At 56.8% G+C, this 22,447-nt stretch carries 13 protein-coding genes and 4 pseudogenes; 14 read left to right on the top strand and 3 right to left on the bottom strand.

Going from position 1 to position 22,447, the window contains the following annotated elements; all coding sequences use genetic code 11:
- Positions 1-6 precede the first annotated feature (6 nt).
- From BCCGELA001_RS29800 to BCCGELA001_RS29780, 6 genes and pseudogenes are all read left to right on the top strand, one after another.
- A complete protein-coding gene (locus tag BCCGELA001_RS29800) occupies positions 7-1,224 on the top strand; it encodes an NAD(P)/FAD-dependent oxidoreductase (protein ID WP_008545056.1) in 1,218 nt (405 codons plus the stop codon).
- A gap of 138 nt (positions 1,225-1,362) precedes the next feature.
- Positions 1,363-1,697 (top strand): annotated as a pseudogene (locus tag BCCGELA001_RS36375) (alcohol dehydrogenase catalytic domain-containing protein); the annotation flags it as partial.
- A 483-nt stretch (positions 1,698-2,180) separates the two neighbouring features.
- Complete coding sequence (locus tag BCCGELA001_RS29795; RefSeq protein WP_060736941.1) at positions 2,181-3,275, top strand: ABC transporter ATP-binding protein; 1,095 nt, start codon at positions 2,181-2,183, stop codon at positions 3,273-3,275.
- A 105-nt stretch (positions 3,276-3,380) separates the two neighbouring features.
- Positions 3,381-4,430, top strand: coding sequence for an ABC transporter substrate-binding protein (locus tag BCCGELA001_RS29790; protein WP_060737930.1), 1,050 nt, complete (start codon positions 3,381-3,383; stop codon positions 4,428-4,430).
- A gap of 74 nt (positions 4,431-4,504) precedes the next feature.
- The gene (locus tag BCCGELA001_RS29785) at positions 4,505-5,755 is read left to right on the top strand and encodes an ABC transporter permease (RefSeq protein ID WP_008545052.1); all 1,251 of its coding nucleotides are present in this window, start codon (positions 4,505-4,507) and stop codon (positions 5,753-5,755) included.
- Between the two features lie 5 nt (positions 5,756-5,760).
- Entirely contained in the window at positions 5,761-6,591 is an 831-nt protein-coding gene (locus BCCGELA001_RS29780; RefSeq protein ID WP_008545051.1) for an ABC transporter permease, read from the top strand.
- Positions 6,592-7,040: 449 nt separating this feature from the next.
- Here BCCGELA001_RS29780 and BCCGELA001_RS29775 read toward each other — a convergent pair whose 3' ends face one another.
- A complete protein-coding gene (locus BCCGELA001_RS29775) occupies positions 7,041-8,414 on the bottom strand; it encodes an FAD-binding oxidoreductase (protein ID WP_060736940.1) in 1,374 nt (457 codons plus the stop codon).
- A 798-nt stretch (positions 8,415-9,212) separates the two neighbouring features.
- Here BCCGELA001_RS29775 and BCCGELA001_RS39525 point away from each other — a divergent pair.
- Positions 9,213-9,470, top strand: a complete 258-nt coding sequence (locus tag BCCGELA001_RS39525) for an extracellular solute-binding protein (protein ID WP_442855184.1) — start codon at positions 9,213-9,215, stop codon at positions 9,468-9,470.
- Between the two features lie 466 nt (positions 9,471-9,936).
- Here the strand turns inward: BCCGELA001_RS39525 and BCCGELA001_RS38525 are convergent, their stop codons facing one another.
- Positions 9,937-10,551, bottom strand: coding sequence for a hypothetical protein (locus BCCGELA001_RS38525; RefSeq protein WP_008545049.1), 615 nt, complete (start codon positions 10,549-10,551; stop codon positions 9,937-9,939).
- A gap of 1,192 nt (positions 10,552-11,743) precedes the next feature.
- Here BCCGELA001_RS38525 and BCCGELA001_RS29765 point away from each other — a divergent pair.
- The 5 genes and pseudogenes from BCCGELA001_RS29765 to BCCGELA001_RS29740 all read left to right on the top strand — a co-directional run.
- Positions 11,744-12,850: an ABC transporter substrate-binding protein gene (locus tag BCCGELA001_RS29765; RefSeq protein WP_060736939.1), complete on the top strand. Its 1,107-nt coding sequence runs from the start codon at positions 11,744-11,746 to the stop codon at positions 12,848-12,850.
- Between the two features lie 83 nt (positions 12,851-12,933).
- A complete protein-coding gene (locus BCCGELA001_RS29760; protein ID WP_008545043.1) occupies positions 12,934-14,088 on the top strand; it encodes an ABC transporter ATP-binding protein in 1,155 nt (384 codons plus the stop codon).
- Complete coding sequence (locus BCCGELA001_RS29755; protein WP_008545040.1) at positions 14,088-15,863, top strand: ABC transporter permease subunit; 1,776 nt, start codon at positions 14,088-14,090, stop codon at positions 15,861-15,863. The genes BCCGELA001_RS29760 and BCCGELA001_RS29755 overlap by 1 nt, the downstream gene beginning before the upstream one ends.
- Positions 15,864-16,071: 208 nt before the next feature.
- Positions 16,072-16,548: pseudogene (locus BCCGELA001_RS39010) on the top strand (transposase); the annotation flags it as partial.
- 29 nt (positions 16,549-16,577) lie between these two features.
- Positions 16,578-16,793, top strand: a pseudogene (locus tag BCCGELA001_RS29740) (IS110 family transposase); the annotation flags it as partial.
- Positions 16,794-17,474: 681 nt separating this feature from the next.
- Here BCCGELA001_RS29740 and BCCGELA001_RS29735 read toward each other — a convergent pair.
- Positions 17,475-18,914 (bottom strand): MATE family efflux transporter, encoded by a 1,440-nt coding sequence (locus tag BCCGELA001_RS29735; RefSeq protein WP_063921116.1) that lies wholly within the window; start codon positions 18,912-18,914, stop codon positions 17,475-17,477.
- Between the two features lie 562 nt (positions 18,915-19,476).
- On the opposite strand from BCCGELA001_RS29735, the pseudogene BCCGELA001_RS36370 reads away from it, so the two are divergent.
- Together BCCGELA001_RS36370 and BCCGELA001_RS29715 are read left to right on the top strand one after the other, a co-directional pair.
- Positions 19,477-20,229: pseudogene (locus tag BCCGELA001_RS36370) on the top strand (IS5 family transposase).
- A gap of 526 nt (positions 20,230-20,755) precedes the next feature.
- Positions 20,756-22,030: an LLM class flavin-dependent oxidoreductase gene (locus BCCGELA001_RS29715; protein ID WP_335339430.1), complete on the top strand. Its 1,275-nt coding sequence runs from the start codon at positions 20,756-20,758 to the stop codon at positions 22,028-22,030.
- Positions 22,031-22,447 lie beyond the last annotated feature (417 nt).

Below are 22,447 nucleotides of genomic sequence, written 5' to 3'. Positions count from 1 at the left end.
CATGCGATGGTGATCGTCGGGGCGGGGGAGGCCGGCACGGCTGCCGCGATCGCCCTGCGCGAGGGCGGGTGGCGGGGCCTCGTTTTCTTAATAGGCAACGAAAGTGCGCTACCATATGAACGTCCACCGCTGTCGAAGGTGACTCTGATCGAGGAGACAGATCCTGGACCGAAATTGCTCGTCACCCACGAACGCCTCTCCGAGTTAGGAATCCGATATCTCGAAGGGAAAACTGTTGAGACAATCGACCGGGCGGCACACCGCGTCACACTATCGGATGGGGCGCAGCTGTTCTATGAACGACTGCTGCTGACCACCGGCGCTCGCCCCCGCACATTGAACATTCCAGCCGCTGCGGGGAGCGGACTTGCGACGCTGCGCACGTACGCTGATGCGCTAGCGATCCGAAAGTTCATTAGTCGACGATGCGAGGTGGTCGTAATTGGCGGTGGTTTCATCGGGCTTGAGGTTGCAGCGAGTGCGGTGTCGAGGGGCGCTTCGGTGACCGTGATTGAGGCCGGCCCGCGGCTGCTGATGCGGGCAGTGCCGGCGCCAATGGCCGAACTCATCAGAGCCAAGCATGAGCGATCGGGCGTGCGCATCGAGACCGGCGCCACGGTAGAGCGCATCGATATTAAAGAAAACTCCTCCACCGTCGTGCTGTCAGATGGTCGCACGCATGTTGCCAATCTGGCCCTCGTTGGAATTGGTGTCCTGCCGAACGTAGAGCTGGCGCAGGCGGCTGGGCTCGCTATCAACAACGGCATCATGCTAGACGAGACATTGGCGACGTCAGATCCAGACATCTTCGCAGCCGGCGACTGTTGTTCGTTCCCGCATCGCCTCTATGGGGCGCGAGTTAGGCTGGAGGCATGGCGCAACGCGCGGCAACAGGGTGCTGCGGCCGCAGCGAATATTCTGGGCGCGAATCTCCCCTATGATAACGTGCCGTGGTTCTGGTCCGATCAATACGATGAGACCCTTCAAATCGCCGGACTCTGCCATGAAGAAGACGTGCTAATAGCCAGAGTTCTCGGTGCAAGGGCGCAGCTGTTCTTCCACTTGGCCGCCGGAGGACGCCTGGTCGCCGCATCCGGCTTCGGCAGCCTCGGCGCGATCGCGAAGGAAATACGTTTCGCCGAGATGATGATCGCCCGGCGGCTCGCTCCCAAAGCGGAGGCGCTTGCGGATCCGGCCGTCAGTCTCAAATCTCTACTGGGTTAGTATCGCGTTCGCATGCTGCGGCGGAAGAACATCTCCGACAGGAACAGGTTGGAGCTATCCAGCAGTAGATTAAGTTGCAGGCGCAAGAAGTAGAACGCTCCTAGCTTGGGCGGCGATGAATTCTAACCATTGTTCAAATTGCAATCAGGATGCCGCAATGAAGATACATGTGCCGCCGTAGGGTTCGAAACTACAGAACCGCTTGAGATCGTCGAGGTCGACCTTGAAGGGCCGAAAGCCGCGAAGTACTGGTCGAGATCAAGACCGCGTGTATCTGCCACACCGACTCCCACACCCTCGACGGCTTCGACAGCGAAAGGAATCTTCCCATCGATTCTAGGCCATGAGGGTGCGGGCATCCTCGGCGAGTTCGGCCCGGGCGTGACGTCGGTGAAGCCGGGCGATCACGTGATCCCGCTCTGCACCCGGAATCCCGGTAGTGCAAAAGCTGCTTCAGCCAGAAGACCAATCTTTAAACCGCGATCCGCGCGACGCGGGCAAGGGCGTGATGCCGGACGCGTCGGTGAGGCCGACGAGGTGTTGGACGATTTGGCCGGTGACCTTATTCGTGTGGCAATGTGCCAGACTGACCGCTCGTCGCACCGGACTCCTGCTCGGCTCGCGTGCGTCGCACGCGCAAGCAAGTGCGCCTACCAAACGTTCCTACCGCGGCTACTTGCGCACAATTTCTGCGCGAGATGTTACAAAATCGAAGAAACTCAGCGTTCCGAGCTAATATATTGCGATGAAACAAAAACATAAGGCGACTGCAAAGTCGCAAATGCCGCACGTGGGAGGACAATTGAGCCAACTGGTCGACCGCAAAGATGCCTTGCGCTGAAGTATTTCCGCGGGCTCGACCGGGCTTTGAATTGCAATCGGTCAAAAGAACATCGTGGTCTGGTAGTCTCCGCGGCGCCGCGGTAGCTGAAGAGCGCGGGATCAAGGAGAGGGCAATGCCAGGCACGTACAGTGCATTTGTGAAGTTTTCCGAGGTACAAAAGACATACGACGGTGAGACGTTGGTCGTTAAGAATCTCAACTTGGATATCGCCCAAGGTGAGTTCGTGACGATGCTCGGGCCATCTGGCTCCGGCAAGACGACAACCCTCATGATGCTCGCTGGCTTCGAGGTGCCTACCCAAGGCTGGATTCTTCTGGAGGGGCGCTCGATCGAAAAGATGCCGCCGCACAAGCGCGACATTGGTATGGTGTTCCAGAACTACGCGCTTTTTCCGCATATGACAGTCGAGGAGAATCTCGCCTTCCCGCTCAAAGTCCGCAAGCTCGGCAAGTCTGAGATAGAGGCTAAGACCCGGCGAGCGCTCGAGATGGTTAGACTTGGTGCCTTTGCCAAGCGACGGCCTGGTCAGCTTTCCGGAGGGCAGCAGCAGCGTGTCGCGCTCGCCCGCGCTCTCGTCTTCGATCCCAAGCTCGTATTGATGGACGAGCCGCTTGGTGCACTTGACAAGCAACTCCGCGAGCAGATGCAGATCGAGATCAAGCAGATTCACGAGGATCTGGGCGTCACAGTAATCTATGTGACGCACGACCAGAGCGAGGCGCTGACCATGTCGGACCGCATTGCGGTGTTTAATGACGGAAGCATTCAGCAGCTCGCCGCGCCCGCTGAATTGTACGAGCGGCCGCAGAATGCATTTGTCGCCCAGTTCATCGGCGAGAACAACCGATTGCATGGAAAGGTCGCTGCGGTGAATGGTGCCACGTGCACAGTGGAGATTCCGGGGCTGGGCAACGTGCAAGCGCTGCCGATTAATGTCGAAGGGGTTGGCCGACCGACGGTATTGTCGTTGCGGCCCGAACGAGTGAAATTGAATCCCCTGTCGGGGTCGCTGTCCAGCATCGTAGGTGCGCAGGTTAAGGAGCTGATCTACCTGGGGGACCACGTGCGCATTCGGGCCTCGGTTGCTGGCCACGATGATTTCGTCATCAAGCTACCGAACTCCGAAGGTGTGGCGCACGTCGAGCCCGGTGCGCTGATTACGATCGGCTGGAAAACGGAAGATTGTCGGGCGCTCGACGCGTCGTGACCACGAACCGAGGCTCGGCCGCGAGCAGGCTTGGCCGGGGCGGGAGCGCTGTCCACGTCCTGGGGGATGGCATAGCAGGAGAGAGTGGTGATGAGGAAGTTATTGATGATCGCGGACGTCCTGGCCGTTACCGTTCTAGCGGCTGGGGCGCTTGCGCCCGCCAAACCCGCCTTTGCGGGCGATCAGCTCACAATCACCGGCTATGGCGGGGCAGGTCAGACCGCGCAGCGCAAGGCGTTGTTCGAGCCCTTCGCCAAGGCGGCCGGTGTGAAGGTAATCGAGGAGGAGTACAACGGCGAGGCCTCGAAGATCCGCGCGATGGTCGAGTCCAATAGCGTCAGCTGGGACGTCGTCTCCGCCGATGCTGTGGCAGCCGCGCAAATGTGCGCCGAGGGCATTCTCGAGACGATTGACTGGAAAAGGCTGGGCTTTGACCGAGCCAAGTTCCTAGGCGCGGACAAGCTCGATTGCGGAGTGCCGGACATCCTCTATGCTACGGTCCTGGCTTACGACAGGGACAGGCTGCCGAATGGCCCGAGAACTCTTACCGACCTGTTTGATATGCAGAAATTCCCCGGCAAGCGGGGTCTCCTTAAGAGTCCCTTCGGCAATCTTGAATGGGCGCTGATCGCCGATGGCGTGGCCATCAAGGATGTCTACAACGTGCTTAGCACGCCAGAGGGTGTTGACCGCGCCTTGAAGAAACTCGACACGATCAAGAAGGATGTCGTCTGGTGGCAGTCCGGCGCCCAGGCACCGCAGCTTCTCGCCGACGGTCAGGTCGTCATGACCTCTGCCTGGAACGGACGGATTTTTGATGCGAACAAGAATTCCGGCAAACATTTTGAGATCGTGTGGGATTCCCAGGAACTGGGGATGAATGTCTGGGTGATGCCCAAGGGTGGTTCGCGCCTAGATACTGCTTACAAGTTCGTCGCCTTCGCCGGCTCGCCGTCGGGACAAGCCGGCGTGACCCGCTACATCTCCTACGGGCCCGCCAACAAGGATGCCATTACTTATGTCGATCAGGCCATCCTTCCGCACCTGCCCACTGCGCCCGACCATATGGCCAACGCTTTGCTAGTCGACCCTAACTTCTGGAGTGAGAAGGGCGACGAACTGCGCCAGCGCTTCACCGCCTGGCTCGCAAAGTAACAAGCAAGGAAGAAAACGTGGGGAGGACCTCCCGTTCTCCCTACACTCAAACAAACGAACTGAAAGAGGAGTCGATGGCGACGATAGCCGCCCAAATCACCGGCAGCCACGACGGTGTACCGCTGCGGACCAAGCTTCACCGGGTCGAGCGCCGCCGCAAGCTGAGAGCTTTCATTCTCGTCCTGCCGCTCCTGCTGTTCATCTTAACCACCTTCGTTCTTCCGATCGGTCGAATGATATTCAATGCCGTTCACGATGATACACTTCTGAGACTAATGCCGCGTACGATGACGGAAGTCAGGGCCTGGGACGGCAAGGACTTACCCGACGAGAGTGTCTATGCTGCGCTGGCGGCCGAGCTGAAACAGTCCTGGACTCAGAAGACTGCGGCCGAGATCGGCAAGCGGATAAACTATGAACTGCCCGGCGCCCGCAGTCAGGTTACCTCGAGCGCCCGCAAGGCCAGCACGCTTTCCACCGGTCCCTACAAGGAGGCGCTGATCGACATCGACCCACTCTGGGGCCGCCACGATGTCTGGAGTCTTCTGAAGCGTGGAAGCTCGGCTTACACGGCCTACTATCTCTTGCGCTCCGTCGACTTGCAGTACGGTCCGGATAGCCAGATCGTCGCCTCGCCGCCAGAGAACTCGATCTTCCGTAACGTCTTTCTGCTTACGCTCGGTATTAGCATTAGCGTGACCGCTGTCACCCTCGTGTTGAGTTTCCCGGTCGCCTACCTTCTGGCGACATTGCCGGAGAGGTACAGCAATCTCCTGATGATCATGGTGCTACTGCCGTTTTGGACCTCGGTGCTGGTGCGCACTACCGCCTGGGTCGTGCTTTTGCAGCGGCATGGCCTCGTAAACGAGATGTTGATAATGCTTCATATCTTGTCTCAACCTGCCGAGCTCATATTCAATCGGATCGGAACGGTTGTCGCCATGACCCATATCCAGCTGCCCTTCACGCTTCTGCCAATCTACAGCGTGATGAAGACGATCTCGCCCAGTTACCTTCGCGCCGCTCGCTCGCTTGGCGCAGGGCCGTTCTACGCCTTCTGGAAAGTCTATTTTCCTCAGACCCTACCTGGCATTGCGGCTGGCTGCCTGCTAACTTTCATCCTGTGCCTTGGCTACTACATCACCCCCGCGCTTGTCGGGGGCGCGGCGGACCAGATGGTCAGTTACTTCGTCGCCCACTACACAAACGAGGAACTCAACTGGGGCATGGCCTCCGCCCTCGGCGCCATTCTGCTGACTGCCACCATGCTGCTCTACTATGTTTTCAACAAGCTGGTCGGTGCCGACCGGATCAAGATGGGGTAAGAACGATGGCCTCTTCCGCCTATGCTTCGCCGTTGGAGAAGGGCTGGTACTATCTCCACCGAATGATCTGCGGGGCAGTGCTGCTGTTTCTGATTGCGCCGATTCTCGTGATCTTTCCTTTGTCGTTCAACTCTGTGCCGTTCTTCAGCTATCCGATGCCGGGGCTCTCGCTGCGATGGTATGAGGAGTTCTTTCTGACTACCCGATGGCAGGGCGCACTGCACAATTCGATGTTCGTCGCTGTGTCGGTCACGCTGCTGTCCACCATGCTGGGTACGCTCGCCGCACTCGGTCTCAGCCGGCCGAACTTCCCGTGGCGCACGACCGTAATGAGCTTGCTAATCTCGCCCATGATCGTTCCGGCTGTGATAACCGCAGTGGGTGTGTATTTCTTTTATGCGGATGTCGGGCTGCTAAACAGCTATACCGGACTGATCTTGGCGCATACGACGATGGCCACGCCCTTCGTCGTCATTATCGTAACCGCGACGCTAACGGGTTTTGACCACTCACTGACCCGCGCGGCCGCCGGGCTCGGTGCGCCGCCAACCACCGTGTTCGTCAAGGTCATCTTGCCTCTGATCATGCCGGGCATGATTTCTGGTGCGCTCTTTGCGTTTCTCACCTCCTTCGACGAGGTGGTGATCGCTCTTTTCGTGGCCGGCGCCGAGCAGCGTACCTTGCCGAGGGTTATGTTCTCAGGCATCCGCGAGGAGATCAGTCCGACGATCACGGCGGCCGCTACTGTGCTGACCCTCATCTCAGTTATCATGCTAGCCACGGTCGAACTTCTGCGTCGGCGCTCAGAGCGGCTGCGGGGCATCCACGGCAGCTGACGATGCGGGCGCCTAGGCGAAAAGCCTTTATTTGAACGTATCGGCCATTCGACCAGAACCTTGCGGCCCGGCGGAAACATCCGATGCAGCGTTGGGCGTCGCGTTTGCCAGCGTGGAACGGCGCCGGTGCTAGGCTGGTGCTCGCGAAACCAGTCTTTGCGCCGATCAGCTTAAGAGCATCATCTTCGGCGAATGGCCGAGCGTAAGGCCCGCTTCGAGCCTACGCCACGAGGGCAGCATAAAGGGAGAGTACACAATGGGGAGACATGGAAGATCGCGAGATGGAGTGCGAGCCGGGCGTAGTCCGCCGCGCCAATAATTCTTCTGGCCGGATCCGAACACGACAACAATCTGCGCCAAAGTTTCTATATCACTCAAATCTTTGAAACTGCGTCTGCTGATATGAAACCGTAGCGAATGCCCTATACGTATTACCTAAAAATTCCAATTTACGCCAAAAATATCTTTCCCGGATTAAGAATACATTGCGGATCAAGCGCCTGTTTGATCCGGCGCATCAGCTCCAGCTCTTCCGGGCTGCGTGAATAAGCCAGATAATCCCGTTTGAGCAAGCCGATGCCGTGCTCGGCAGAAATGGACCCTTGATGCTTCCGAACGCCGTCGTATACGATGGTGTTAATGCGGTTCTTGGCAATCACATTGAGTTGTCTGGCCGAAATGCACAGGTGAATATTGCTATCGGCGACATGGCCGAAAATGGAAACGTGAATGCCTGGAAACTCCGTCTCCAGAGCCTTGATCACCTCCTCCGCGTATAAGTTGAGCGCTCCAATGGGCAGGCTGACGTCGTATTCGATGAGATTTGGTAGCTTGCCGAGTGAAAGCCCTTCACGGATCTTCCAGAACCTATCGCGCTCCTTTTCCGATTGAGCGATTAATGCATCGTCCAGCAGCCCTTCCTCAAGCATTGCGCTGAGAAATTCTTCCAAGCCGATCGTCTCACCCGATTGCTCGATGATGACCGTGAAAGGGTAATCAGCCTCAAAAGCCTTGATATTCTCTGCTTCGCAATTGAAGCGGAAGAACGTTTCCCACATTAATTCAAAAGCCGAGAGGCCCATCAGCGATTTGCGAGCGTGGCGGAGCAATGCAACAACATCCTCGTAGCTGCTCAACGCGCACAACGCCGTTGCCCGATGAACGGGTAACGGCTGCAGTTTCAACACCGCGCGGGTAATGATGCCTAGGGTCCCTTCAGATCCGATGAACAACTGCTTCAGGTCATACCCGGTGTTGTTCTTCTGCACACGGTTGAGCGATGAAATGACTGTTCCGTCGGCGAGCACGGCCTGCAACCCCAATACATTATCACGCGTCACACCATGATTGATGACGCGGACGCCGCCTGCGTTGGTAGCAAGATTGCCGCCGATCTGGCACGATCCTCGCGCGCCGAGATCAATTGGAAGCAGAAACCCAGAGTCTTCCGCTGCCTTCTGCGCGACTTCGAGAACGGTGCCGGCCAGCACTGTCATTGTACCTGCAGCGGTGTCGATCTCCTCAATGCCGGCAAGCAAGTCCATGGCTATGACAACATCCTTGCGCTCGGGATTGGCGCCGCCTGCCAGTCCGGTCATCCCGCCTTGCACAACCACTGAACTACAATAGGTATTGCAGAGTCGCAATGCGCTCGAGATGTGCTCGACGGAGCGTGGGCGGATGTAGATCATCGGCGAATGGTGGCCAATACGGCTTTTGTCGCTCCGAGCCTTCGCGGGAATGCGCTCCCCTGTCAGAACTACGTGATCGCCGAGCGCCTGTTGTAGCGCTTTTAGAAGTTTGACGTTGATCGGCCGGTTCATGAGCATCTCACTACAAGAGGCGAAGAGACGTTCAGCAGACCTGTCACTTCTCCTTTAGCAGGAGTGACCAGATGCACGGTTCTCATCGTCGATCAAGTCGGGAATGAAAATCCCGCGTCATTTCATTTCCTTGGCCAAGATCTGCGAGCAGCATAGCGTCTTGAGAGCTCACACAATAACCAACACTTCGGCCCACGTTCCGTGTAAATCAGTCCTGTTGCGCAGAAATCCTGCGTTCGCTCATTTTGAGGGGCTGGCGATCGCCGGGCGGGACCGCCCTTGACGGCAGCCGTTCGTCAACTGAGACCCGGGTGATCAAGCCAATTGGCACCCGCAAATTCAGAGCTGCCGGCATCGCTCTCGATGTGTCGGACAGGGGGACGGCTATTCAGCAGCATGGTGTTTAGGTTCGGCACACGCAAACCTTCGCGGTGACCTCCGTCGCAATACTCAGAAGAGGAGTAGAATGGCGAACTCTCGAAAATCCTCGCAATGGTCGACTTCAAGGGCGTCAGTTGGGATGTGGCCGCCACTGATGCCGGCTGTACAAATGTGCTCCGAAGGGATTTTTGATACGATCGACTGGAAAAAGCCGCGCGTGGATCCCCAACTTCATAGGCGCGGACAAACATGATTGTGGCGTGCCGGAGAACGTCTATGCCACGGTCATCGCTTACGACAACGGATATGCCGCCGAAGACTGTTGGTGACCCGTTCGACACACGGAAATTTCCTGATAAGCGGGAGCTGTTTTAGAGTGCTTTCGGCAATCTCGAATAGGCGTTGATTGCGGATGTTGTGCCCATCAAGGATGTCTATAAGGTCCTCAGCACGCCCGAGAGCGTCGAGCGTGCCTTTAAAAAGCTAGACACAATCAAGAAGGAAGTTGTCTGGTGGCAGTCTGGCGCCCAAGCACCGCAGCTTCTTGCCGATGGCTGGGTCGTAATGACCTCTGCTTGGAATGGCGGATTCTTGATGCGAACAAGAACTCCGGCAAACACTTCGAGATCATATGGGATTTCAAGAACTGGGGATGAATGTTTGGGTTATGCCTAAGGGTGGTGCGCGCCTGAACACCGCCTACAAGTTCGTCGTCTTCGCCACATCACTTTTAGCGCAGGCCAGCAGACGCACCACATCTCCTACGGTCCAGCAGACAACGAAGCGATCGCTGAAACGATCCGGCGATCCTGCCGCACCGACTGACGGCGCCCGATCATATGGCCAATGCGTTGCTGATTGCCCCTCACTTCTGGCGTGAGAAGGGCGATGACCTGCGTCACCGATTCACCGCATCGGTCACGAAACAGCAGGATTAAAGAAAAGCGGAAGAACTGCCGTGCTCCTCGCTGCCTCCTCGCACGAATTCAGAAGGGGGACGATGGCGACGGTGCCCTCGGATCCGGGTTGTGCTTGGAAGAAGAGAGGCAGTCATGATGAAGAGCAGGAGCAACACGACGAGCGTAGAGCCTTCAAATTGATCGGCAGCGGAACGCCGTCCGGGCTGCCCCCGATTGCATCTTCAGGCGACGGAGGCGATTGTCAATCGGCAGAGGCTCGTAATGTCGTAGACCGGCAATTTCGAGATACGACGGATCGCAGCTGCGACCAACGGAAATCCCGCACATTCGAACAGGAGAGTGCTGATTTGAGGATCCTTGACGCGGAGGCGGGCTACGCAGGCTGCGACATCAGTCTCGATCGCGGCGACGTCGACCGGTGGTGCTGGTCGCTTCAGCTCATCACGCCAGAACTTGCCACCTTCGATGCCACCAACAACGATTCTCGCTCTATCAGCTGGGTCATTGAGCCCCAGCAGATCGTCGCCGCAATGTGTCGAGTCATATGTCAAAACCGCGATTTTGTTTGTTGGCACCAGTTGGCGAAGCAGCGCCGGTAGGAGGAGCAGGCTGGACATTACCACGGGGACGTTCACGGAGGCCGCCACAGCCGCCTGATGCCGAATAGAGAAGCCGCAGTTCGAGCTTACTGCGACAGCACCCCGCTCGACCAGCCGCCGGGCGGCAGCGACGTAGGCGCGCTCAAGGGTTGGATCGCCGCGAACGACATTCTCAACCCAAGCTCCTTCAACCGTCTCCGAGATGACCGGAAAATCGAATGTAGCCGGATCCACCATCGAGCCGGGAAGCCGCGTTGGGTGAGGCGGTGCGGGCTGCACCCCGCGTTCTAGGAGGAGGACTCCAAGGGATGGTTCAATTTGCGATGTCATGGATGAACCTTAGCGCACTTTGACGCCGAATTCTCCTAAAAATGGATTTCCGACCTTGGAAATTGTGCATCTATTGGAGAAATACGACGCAAGTACACGATGATATCTCGTCATTACAGAGTTCGGCATAGGTGTGCATAGCTTGATGGATCGCGAGAGACGGAACACGGGCAAGTGCAAGCTATCGAGCGTCCGCTGCGTTCATTCATTGGAAGCGACAGCGAGGAGGTCCATAGGAGGAGACCGCTTGCGATCGTATGAGAAACCTTCACATTCTAGCAATCACACGCAGAAATGCGGCCATACGATAGTCGATTCCCGAGGGGAATCGACGCCCGCTCAGCCATCAATAAGCCGTACGCCAGATGCACAGAGTTGTGATGATGGAAACTGCGCCAGTCGCCTCCTTCGTAGCCGCCAAGCCCCGACTTCCTGCTTGAGCGCTTGGATAGTCGCGCTTGATACGCCAACGCACTTGATAAGCCCACGCACTTGGCAAGTCGACCAGTTGCTGGAAGCTCACGGTCTCCGGCAGCGTTTAGCGCCAGTATTTGGTGGGCTCTGCTTCTCCTCCGACCCTCCGATCAGCAGCCTCCGGGGACAGCTTCTCTGGGATTAGCTTGTCGTGACCAACAGCACGCGCACACGCGCGAAACATAAGTACAACCGGTCGGCGGAGCCTCCCCGCCACGTCACCGTGCTCCGGGCGCTTGGCCGAGACCAGATCGGGCTCGTCACACCGGCCGGTATCGGCCGTACATCACTGGCTTGCTTAACGCCTGTATTCGCGCCAAGGGACAGTTTTGAAAGATGCTGATGCAACACGCGCCGACGTTGCGTGGCGGTTGGCAGCACCATAGCCAGCTTTTCGAATTGCACGATGCGGCCAAGTGCCAGAACAGGCTTGGCCTTGCTCGACATTGAAATGGGTGAGAGTTTCCACGGTCGGCTCAAAAGCGTCGCATCCACACGGATTTGCGCAAGATTCCCGCTGAATGGGTTTCTAGATCGATGGAAAACGGCGCACGCGCTCCCTATCTTAGCGGCGCAAATAACAAACGTAAGACTTGGCACAATCGCAACGAGGTGAGCTGAGATCATGAGCTTTTTGATGAAGCGCAGACGTATCCTGCAAACGGGCTCGTCCGCCGTTCTAGCGGGAGCCATGAATTCGATCATGGGGGGTCTTTCGTCGGCCGCCACCAACGACCTGCGAGTGGTAGTCTACGGCGGTGACATAGCAAAGGCATACATCGAGGCCTTTGTGAAGCCGTTCGAGACGGAGACCGGAATCAAGGTGGTCCCGATTACCGACCAAATCAGCTTTGCTCAGCTCGAACTAATGGTGACCAACAAAAACGTCACGATTGACGTTGCTCCCATCACTCAGGGCGCTACCATCATTGGTGGGGAGAGGGGCCTTCTGGAGCCGATCGACTATTCCAGTTTTAAGAGAGAGGAGCTGGATGGCCTCTTTGATTTCGTCAGGCACCCCTATGGGGTGGGCCAACTGATTTTTTCCTACGTCATGGTTTACAACGTGGAGAAGTATCCAGCGGGCAAACCGCGGCCGAGCACATGGGCTGAGTTCTGGGATACCAAGACATTTCCTGGCGTGCGGACGCTGGTGTCAGGTCGAGGAGGGGGTGAGGGGCCTTGGGAGGAAGCGCTGTTGGCTGATGGCGTGCCTCCGGACAAAGTCTATCCGATGGACATAAACCGTATTTTTGCAAGTTTGGATAAGATAAAGCCGCACATACGCAAGTGGTGGACGGTTGGCTCCGAGATCCAGCAGATCATGACAGATAAGGCGGCCGACCTTATGCAATCCTATAGCGGACGAACGGGTGTGGTGATTTCCCGGGGGGCTCCCATGGAGATGAATCGGAGTCAATCTAAGATACAATGGGATAGTTGGGTGATCCCTAAGGGCAGTCCCAATGCGACAAAAGCTCAGAAGTTCATTGAATTTGCTACCCGCGGCGACCGCCAGGCCGCTTTGGCACGGCTTTGGCCGGAAGGTCCAACAAATCGGAACGCATTTAAGCTCCTGCCCGATGAGCTTGCCCGTAAGCTTCCGAGCTATGCCAACTATTTGGCTAGTGGCATCGTCATGAACGGGAAGTGGTACAGCGAGCGAGGGGCAGACGGAAAAACAAACTCCGAGCGCCTCCGTGAACGCTGGAATGAATGGATCCTCAGCTAGATTTAAGAGCCTTTGCAATGAGTAACATGGCGGCAAAGCCGCCCGTTGATCGCCGTGCTGCTTCCTGAGTTAATGGAGCCACTATGCCGAACGCTCTCGTTACTGACGATCAAAACCCTGTCGATCGGCGCTCAAATGCGGCCATCAAGAATATTGCTGTAGTTGCCGACAACTCGTCGAAGGAAGAAGACGAACTTTCTGCGCAAATCGAGTTTCGTAATGTCACCAAGACGTACGGATCGGTTGCTGCGGTCAAGAATCTCACGTTGCGCGTTCGACGCGGCGAGTTCTTGACAATTCTTGGTCCAAGCGGCTCGGGCAAGACGACAGCGCTAATGCTACTCGCCGGCTTCCAAGCTCCAACTCAGGGCAATATCTTTATTGCCGGGAAGTCTGTGGCCGCCGTTCCTTCGTACCGACGCGATCAGGGCATTGTGTTCCAGAGCTATGCACTGTTCCCGCACCTTAATGTGCGCAGAAATCTCGAATTTCCGCTTGAGATGCGTGGCGTGAAAGCAGCCGAGAGGGCTGCGCGCGTCGATGGAATTCTCTCGCGGGTGCATCTAGATGGATTGGAAGATCGAATGCCCGCGGAGCTAAGTGGCGGTCAGCAGCAGCGTGTAGCCCTTGCTCGCGCATTGATAGCCGATCCGCCGATTCTTCTGCTCGATGAGCCACTCGGCGCACTTGACCGGAACCTGCGCGAGCAGATGCAGGGCGAGATCAAGAGTCTGCACAAAGAGTTCGGGATCACCACTGTCTGCGTCACACATGATCAAGATGAAGCGCTCACACTGTCGGACCGTATCCTTGTGATGCGAGCCGGCCGAGTTGAGCAGGCTGATACGCCTGAGGTGATCTACGACTGGCCCGCGACGAAATTCGTCGCGACATTTTTGGGGGAGGCGAACGTGCTCGAGAACGCCGGCTTCGTGATCGAATCTGAGATTGCGCAGCCGCCAGGCACTATCCCCATGATTCGACCGGAGCGAATCTCCATTGCGAGAGCCGGCGCGCCGCAGTGCCTTAATGCGGTACAATGCCAGACCGTCACCGGAACCGTGAGCAATATGATTTATGCAGGACCGCTGCGGAAGTATCAAGTGCGGGTCGGCAACAGCGAACTTGTCGTGCGCGAGCACGTCGCATCGGGGCGACAGGCCCTTCTACCGGGCGATGAGGTGCGACTAGAGTGGCTACGTTCGGATGTAAGATTCGTCAAGCCAGGGCAAGACTGATGAGCACGCTTCACAAGCTTGGTAAAATACCAATTGCTCTTACTTTTCCGGCCTTGGCCATTCTGCTCGCAGTGTTTGGCATACCGACCGTTATTCTGTTTCTGGCGAGCCTGAATGCGCCGATCATCTCTCTTGCCAATTACGAGGCGTTCTTCGGCCGCGCGGCGAATGTCCGGGTGCTCTTACAGACCGTTGAGGTGAGTGTCATAGCTACGGTCATGTGCATTGTCGTTGGCTATCCGACGGCCTACCTGATCGCGGCTGCCTCAAAGGGCGCGCGCATGGTGCTGCTCGTGCTCGTCATCATTCCCTATCTCACGAGTCTTCTAGTACGCACCTATGCGTGGATAATAATCCTGGGCGATAGTGGATTGGTCAACAATCTATTGCTCAAGCTCGGGCTTATCTCCAGCCCCGCACCGCTGATCTACAACCGCCTGGCCGTCTATATCGGCATGGTGCACATCATGCTTCCTGTTATGGTTCTCCCGTTGGTCAGCGTCATGCTGGGAATTGACAGGTCGCTTATTTCGGCAGCTCGCAGCATGGGTGCGCCCCCGTTCGCCGCTTTCTGGCGCATATTCTTCCCACTTAGCCTGCCGGGCGTCCGCAGCGGCTCGCTTCTGGTCTTCGTCCTCTGTCTTGGTTTCTACATCACGCCAGCAGCGTTGGGCGGGTTGCGTGACGCAATGCTCTCGACTTTCATAGCGGCTCAAGTCGAAAACTCCCTCGATCTGCCACACATTGCCGCCTCGGCCTTCATCCTCCTGGCGCTAGCAGGGGGCCTGCTGGCGATTTTCGGGTTGGACCTTTCTGATACGCAAAGTCGCACGACGGCAAAAGTATGGAAATCTCCTCGTAATCGGCTACCCTCATTTGGTTCGTCGACCCTCTATTTCAGAGAGCTTGATAATTCGTATCGAGCCAAACGTTGGGCAACGACGCTTTACCAAGCCGCGCCCAAAAATCATGCGTGGAACATGGTCGGTGTGGCCTTCGTCGGACTTGTCATGTGTTACCTGCTGTTTCCGAGCTTTGTCGTCATCGTGATGTCGTTCAGCGCCGGTCCGTCACTGCGATTCCCGCCGTCCGCCCTATCGCTCCAATGGTATCGCACTTTCTTTGATAGTTCTTCCTGGATCGAAGCTGCATGGACAAGTATTCAGATCGGCGTCGCCGTCGCCCTTCTGTCGACTATCGTGGGGACGCTTGCTTCCTATGGGCTCAGTCGTACCTCTCCTAGGCTACGCAGCATCCTGACATTGGCAATCCTCACTCCGATCACAATTCCAAGCATCGTGGTCGGCATTGCTGCTTATCTGGGACTGCTCAACCTTGGACTCATCGGCACCAAAGCCGGCATCGCACTCACGCACATCATAGGTGCTTCTGCCTATGTCGTTGTGATCGTCTCGGCGACTCTGGCAAATTTCGACCGACGCTTGGAGCTCGCGGCGAAGAGCATGCGGGCCGGTCCTCTGCAAACCTTTAGACGTGTAACGCTGCCACTAGTCAGGCCAGGCGTTATCGGAGGGGCTCTTTTCGCCTTCCTTCATTCTTTCGATGAAGTTGTCCAGACGTCACTGGTCAGTGGATTTTCAATTCGTACCCTTCCGTTGAAGATGTGGGAAGACATCCGCCACGAAATCGACCCGACGATTGCGGCAGTCTCGTCGATGCTGGTACTACTCCCTATCGTTTGGCTAATCGTTCTCTACATCGCATGGTGGAGATTGAGACCGACGGTTTCGAGTGCCGCTCCGCCGCCTGAGTGACCGCTCGGCGGTCCTCAACGGATGCTTACGTTGACGTCAGAAGTGGGCGCGATGAAGTGCCCAGTCAATTACCGCATCCCTGCTCCAGGCCAGCATGGCTTGCAGGTAAACTCGGTTCCATGGTGGGACACGATCATTCCCGGTGAGCGCTTGCCCTACGGGCTTGATCCAACTTGAAGTTCGTTCTGCCCCACGCGAGGACCAGAGCATGAAGCGCAGCCGCTTTTCGGAGGAGAAGAATCTGGGTTTCGGAAGGAGCACGAGGCTGGGCGTTTCAGTCGCCGTCTGTACCGGAAGCACCGTGTCAGTGACGCCAGTATCTACAATTGGAAAACCAAGTGTGGATGGAGGTCTCGGAGGCCAAGTGCCTGAAGACGCTGGAGGATGAGAACATGCGGCCGAAGCGGCGCTGGCCGACGCCGTGTTGGGCAACGCCCGTTGAAGGACCTGTTGGGAATAGTCGTGATGTCCGCGACCAAGCGAGATACTGTCGCGCAGCTCATGGATGTCCGACCGGATGAGCGAACAGCGGGCGTGTAAAGCCGTCTGCTATTGCCGCATGACTGTCAGATATCATAGGACCCGGCCGGATGATGCCGCCCTGCGCCGACGCACTAGGGCAATCGCCAAGGTGCGCCGTCGCTTCGGCCATCGGCGCCTGCATGTTTTGCTCAAGCGAGCCGGTTCACAGTGGCTCGCGCGGAAGATACAGGCCTTGGTCACAAGGTGCGTCTGATGCTCGCTCAATTCGTGAAGCCCTATGTAAAATCAGACAAGAACGATATCATCGACGCCGAGGCGATCGCAGAGGCCGCGACGCGGCAGACCTTTGTCGCAGTAAAGGAGGCCGACCAGGTCGAGCCTCAGCCGCTGCATCGAATCCGTGACCAAGTGGTCGGCTCAAGGACGCGCCTGATCAATGAGGTGCGGGTTTTCTCCCTCCAGTACCGTGTACCTCAGCGTCAGGGTGTTGGGATATTCAAACTGGAGTTGCCCCTCGAATGACGGAACGATTTGTCACCAATAATGCATCGACCCTTCGGCGATCTCTACGCCGAACTCCGCCCCTCGAAGATCGGATCCGCGAAGTGACAAAGGAGATCGAAGCAGTTGCTGATCGAGAGAACGCGATACGCCGGCTGATGACAATCCCTGGAAACTGCGCGAGGTCCCTAAATTAATGGGAGATCGAAGACGGCGCCTCATAAGTCTATGGCATCGGCGAAGACGGTGTAAGTGTTCACCTTCAGCATCGAACGCCTTATCGAGGTCGATCAAAATTACAAACAAGACCAACAGTTGCTTGATCACTCACCGTCATATCAATCCAGCCGAGCCCGCGGTTTATGCCGGATACGTACTTACTAGGTAGAACGATTCAAGCTCAACCCGCACCAAAGAATGCCGGTACTAAACACGCCGCCGGCGGAATCGTCGTACAAATAAAAGTCCGACTGGCGACACCTCGAAGGTAGACTACCTGAAAGCTTGCATAAGCAACTAAGGCGCTAACAAGTAACTCGACACGCAGCGGCCGCCAATAGACCTCTTCCTAGATGCGCCTGCACTTGCAATTCGCGTTGTCTGAGTGGACCAGAAGGCTTCAACGGATCAAGGGTCGGCTCTAAAAAACAACCTGTTTGCCAGCAAAATGAAACGCACTACCAGGAGCGTAGCGAAGACATTCGTTGCGATCGATAAGCCGATCCAGATACCAACGGCGCCAAGGCCTATCTTCAAACCAAGCAAGAAAGTAAGCGGAAAACCGACGACCCAATAAGCGATTAAGCCATAAAAAAGTGGTACGACAGTATCATTCAGTCCCCGTAATGCGCCCGCCGCAATGCTCTCCACAGCATCACTGATAAAGAAGCTCGCTCCAACCAAGAGGAGTTTGGCAGCTAGTCCAATCGTTTCATCGGCGTCGGCGCCCGAGTCGCCCAAAAACAGTTCGGCGATCTCAAAACGCGCGGCCAGTACCGCAATCGTCAGAGTTGCGATCGTGACTATGCCGAGTAGAAGTGCTGCCACACCGGCACGCTTGACGCCGGATCCGTCGTTACGGCCGACCGCGTGGCCGACGCGTATGGCCGCGGCCATGCTGATGCCGAAAGAAATCACCAATAGGATAACATCAATTTGAACCGCGATCTGATGGGCAGCGAGCGCTCTGGTGCTCATCAAGCCAGTTAGAAGCGCACCGGCCACGAATAAGCCATTTCCGATCAAGGAACTAACTGAGATAGGTATCCCTAGCACCAGCAGCTGCCGCATCAACGTCCAGTCGAAGCGCCAAAGATGTTCAAGAACGCGGTAGTCACGGAAGAAGCGGTATGCTGTTGTGAACCACAAACCACCAAGAAACGTCGCGCAGTTAACTAGGGTGGTCGCGACACCCGCGCCGAACAGCTCTAGCCGAGGCAAACCTAGCTTCCCATAGATCAGTAGATAAACTAAGCCGGCATTTACGGGGATCGCCGCCAGTGTGATACACAAGATTGGCCCCGGTCGGTTGACCGCGCTCATGAAGCTGCGGAGCACCTGAAAGCAAAACGCCGGGGCAATGCCCCATACGATCCCGAAAAGGTATTGTTGGGCGAGACGCGCCGCGTTAGGAGTTTGCTTAAAGACGAGCAGAAGTTGTTCGCCGCACAATGCGAAGGCTATGATCGGAAGCGATAGCAGCAGCGCCATCCATAAGCCCATGCGTACCGCCCCCCGGATCGCAAGTAGATTGCCCGCCGCAAAAGCCTGCGCCGCTAGCGGTGCGACCGCCCCCAGCAGGCCTGCGCCGAAGATGAAACTAAGCAGATAGATCCTGCCTGCCAGTGCCGCCGCTGCGAGTGCCTCGCTGCTAATGCGACCGATTAGGACGAGATCAGTCGTCATCATTACGATCTGCCCAACCTGCGTCAGAATTATCGGCAACGCAAATCTTGTGAGTTCGCGCAGCTCGTCGGCAAGCTCATGACCGGCCGTCGCCTGTCTCCTACTCCCCAATCCAGAATTCGGGGGCGGCTTTGTCTCAGCTGTCTTATCTATCGAAGCCATGATCAAAGATGCTACCTTTCATCGAGACGAACCTCCTTGCCGCTCGAATTTACCGATGGAGGAGGACGCGCCAGAACTGGCAGTGCGCAATCACAGCTTAGAGCGCCACCGGTTTGGGCAGTCCGAGCCTGCGTGTAGCGACTGCCCGCCCAGTGCTGAGGGCTCCGTCGCGTTGCTCCTGCATCTAAATGCTCGCCGCGCCGAAGTAGCGTTCACCGATCTCGAGCGGCGGCAGCCTATTGCTCAGCCGGTCGATCGCCTCGCGAAGATATAGTTCGCAAAAGAGCACTGTAGACATCCCGGCACTCGTCAGTCGCACCTGCGTCCGACGCCAACGCGTATTGAGGACAAGCATGCCAGTGATCATCGCTCCGATTTCGGGACATCCGATGCCGCTCCGCGAGGACAATATCAACTATCAACATTGGTGGTATCTACCTGAGCGGCCATCATCGGACGCGGGCTAGGGTCTGTACTCAATATGGATTCCGGCTGAGCGTGGTTTGTGATTCAAGGTCCTCTAAGATGATTTAGAGGCGGGAAGGCGAAGGCGCTCTACCTTTTGAACGATGCGGAATGGCGTCGGATCGAGCCGTTGTTGCCCCGCGGTCCGCGCGGGGCGCGTCGGGTGGACGACCCCCGGGTGATCAGCGGGATCGTCTACAAGCTGCGCTCAGGTTGTCGCTGGCCCGATTGCCCAACGGGGTATGGTCCCTGCACGACGGTCCACAATCGCTATAAACCGTGGAGCCGGCAGGGGATTTGGCATGACATCTTCAAGGCTCTAACCGCGGTCATAGCGGCATATTCGGCACCGTCGCCATCGACAGCACCCACGTCAAAGTCCACCGCTCCGCCGCTGGCACAAAAGGGGGGACTTCGCGCAAGGGATCGGCCGCTCGCGTGGCGGGCGCACGACGAAGCTCCAGGGCCTGACCGACGCGAAAGGCCGCCTCGGGTGCTGCTGCTCACCGCTGGCAACGTCAACGATATTACCGTTGCCGCCGATCTGGTCCACGCAATCGGTCCTTTTCGTCGCCTGATTGCAGACCGCGGATAAGATGCCGACCACCTGCTCAACCTGATCAAAAGCTGCAAGCTAGAACCGGCTATCCTCTCGACTACATCAAGGCGCAGCCCGATCCCTGACGACAAACGCGCCTACCGGCAACGAAACCGCGTCGAGCGCATGTGGTGCAGGCTCAAGGACTGGCGTCGCATAGCAACTCGATACGACAAACTCGCCAGGAAATACCTCAGCGCGGCCTTCGTCGCTGCCGCCGTTCCCGTTGGCTCAATTGAGTCCGAACCCTAGGATCGATAGCAATTTGTTCGGGAATCGATCTGACAACGCTTGCTCGAGCCCGATCACATGTTGCGATCACCTCGTTCCTGAGTGCCCCGAAGCAGAATAGGCGCGCGCCCGATCAATGCATTGCAATTCTCACAGCAAAGCACGTCTAAAGGGGCGGCGCTGCACTAGACAAGGACGCCCCTCACACTTGGTAGGTCCGTTCTCGTCAATTCTTATGTAGGGTAAATTTGCGAGAAATACTCCGTGTACTGCAAACGGTAATTGTCTCCTCTAGGGGCCGCTTCTCACCGGAGATCGAACGAAGTGGTTGCATACCTTTGCCGCCCTCGGACTTGCACATACGCGCGGCGCTGTAGCGAGTCGTTGCGTCACTTTTCGACATCTAGGAACTATGAAAGGTCGCGATTGAATCAAACAGTTGAATGCATCGCGCCAGAATAGTCAATGAACGGAGACAAGGCATGCGGGCCAACGAGAAAATGAAGCTCGGACTGTATCTCACCCGGGCGGGATACCATGAAGGCGCTTGGCGGGATCAGAGCGCGCCCGTCAGTGTGGGGGGGATGTCGAGCGTTATGAAGAACTTGCACGAATCGCCGAAAGTGCCGCCTTTCACTTCGTATTTATAGCCGATCATCAAGGCGTAATAGATGGTCATGCAATCATGTCACGTGTAGGTCGTAACGATGGCTTCGAGCCAATAACGCTGTTGTCGGCCCTTTCATCCCGAACACGGGACATCGGCCTTGTTGCGACCGCGACGACGACCTACTATCAACCGTACAATCTTGCGCGGATGTTCGCATCACTTGATCACCTATCGAAAGGACGCGCGGCCTGGAATATCGTTACCTCCGCCATGGATCCAGAAGCCCAGAATTTTGGGCAAGAGCGACTGCCAGATCACGACGAACGTTACGCTCGAGCGAGCGAGTTCGTGGAGATAGTCAAAGGACTTTGGGACACTTGGCAGGACGATGCTTTCGTTCGTGACAGGCAGACTGGTATCTACGCTGACACTGCGAAGCTACATGTGCTTAATCATCGGGGAAACTATTTTTCGGTGAGAGGACCCCTGAACATCGCAAGGCCCCCGCAAGGCTACCCAGTGTTGGTTCAGGCTGGCGCATCCGATGCAGGTATAGCTTTCGCTGCCGAAGTCGCCGAAGTCGTGTTCACCGCCGAGCCATCTATTGAGAACGGTAAAAGATACTACGCGAGTCTCAAACAAAAAGCGCGGGCACTCGGGCGGAAGGATGATCGGGTGGTAATCATGCCTGGCATCGTTCCGATAGTCGGAAAAACTAAGCAAGAAGCTGCTGAGAAACTTCAAAGACTACGGGCGGCCACGCACATAGACGTCCAAATTGGGGCGGCAGATATTTGGTTGGGCGCAGTCACCGATCTACGTTCGGTGGATCTTGACTCATTGGTTCCAGAGACTTTGCCGGAGACAAATTCCATCAAGAGCCGTCAGAAGCTGCTTGTCGGCGTTGCCGCACGTCAGAAATTTACCTGGAGACAACTGATCCAGTTGATATCAGACAGCAAAGGACATCTCATGGTTGTGGGAACTCCGGAGGAGATTGCTGACGCTATGGTAGGCACATTCGATCAACATGCGGCTGACGGATTTAACGTGTTGCCAGCAACTGCGCCTGGCGGTCTGAAAGACTTTGTTGACCTGGTAGTTCCTGAATTGCGCCGGCGAGGGAAATTCCGTTCGAAATACACCGGAGGAACCTTAAGAGAGAACCTCGGTCTGGAGCGACCGGCGAATCAGTTCGCGCAGGCTATGTAAACAGCTGCCGGCTCAGGCCAGCTCTCGGTGTGCGCATCTGGAACATTGATAAGGCGCTTGTGAACATGTGTCACTCGTGTTCGGCGTGATGAGCGGAGCACGGGTGTCATCCGCAGCCCATCGCGTAAGCACGCCAGATGGGGACCTTTACCGGTGGTGCCTTGCCGCGCCTTCAGGAGTTTGCTCCAGATGCATGTGCTGATCATGTTGTTCCTTATTCGACAAACCTACCGCGTTCGGAAAGAGTCCGCTAACGACAATTTCACTGACCTGTGAACGGCTAGCTCGGCTGTTCGCGTAGCAATAAGCCGAGTGGTAGTGTGCATCCTCACCCTTGCGTCCAACGGTGATTGTGATCTCGATCGCAAATCCTTCGGCTTCATGGCATGAGGCGGGCCTTCTCCATATCAAATGCGC

The sequence above is a fragment of the Bradyrhizobium sp. CCGE-LA001 genome (assembly GCF_000296215.2).
Classification (GTDB): Bacteria; Pseudomonadota; Alphaproteobacteria; order Rhizobiales; family Xanthobacteraceae; genus Bradyrhizobium.
The sequence above is the reverse complement of the archived record's forward strand: the minus strand, read 5'-3'. Positions and strand labels throughout refer to the sequence as shown.

Bases quoted from the DNA above. Each gene is read 5' to 3' on its own strand.
- BCCGELA001_RS29765 (WP_060736939.1), top strand. From the start codon at position 11,744: ATGAGCTTTTTGATGAAGCGCAGACGTATCCTGCAAACGGGCTCGTCC.
- BCCGELA001_RS29795 (WP_060736941.1), top strand. From the start codon at position 2,181: ATGCCAGGCACGTACAGTGCATTTGTGAAGTTTTCCGAGGTACAAAAG.
- BCCGELA001_RS29755 (WP_008545040.1), top strand. From the start codon at position 14,088: ATGAGCACGCTTCACAAGCTTGGTAAAATACCAATTGCTCTTACTTTT.
- BCCGELA001_RS38525 (WP_008545049.1), bottom strand. From the start codon at position 10,551: ATGGTGGATCCGGCTACATTCGATTTTCCGGTCATCTCGGAGACGGTT.
- BCCGELA001_RS29800 (WP_008545056.1), top strand. From the start codon at position 7: ATGGTGATCGTCGGGGCGGGGGAGGCCGGCACGGCTGCCGCGATCGCC.
- BCCGELA001_RS29735 (WP_063921116.1), bottom strand. From the start codon at position 18,914: ATGGCTTCGATAGATAAGACAGCTGAGACAAAGCCGCCCCCGAATTCT.
- BCCGELA001_RS29780 (WP_008545051.1), top strand. From the start codon at position 5,761: ATGGCCTCTTCCGCCTATGCTTCGCCGTTGGAGAAGGGCTGGTACTAT.
- BCCGELA001_RS29785 (WP_008545052.1), top strand. From the start codon at position 4,505: ATGGCGACGATAGCCGCCCAAATCACCGGCAGCCACGACGGTGTACCG.
- BCCGELA001_RS29790 (WP_060737930.1), top strand. From the start codon at position 3,381: ATGATCGCGGACGTCCTGGCCGTTACCGTTCTAGCGGCTGGGGCGCTT.
- BCCGELA001_RS29760 (WP_008545043.1), top strand. From the start codon at position 12,934: ATGCCGAACGCTCTCGTTACTGACGATCAAAACCCTGTCGATCGGCGC.
- BCCGELA001_RS29775 (WP_060736940.1), bottom strand. From the start codon at position 8,414: ATGAACCGGCCGATCAACGTCAAACTTCTAAAAGCGCTACAACAGGCG.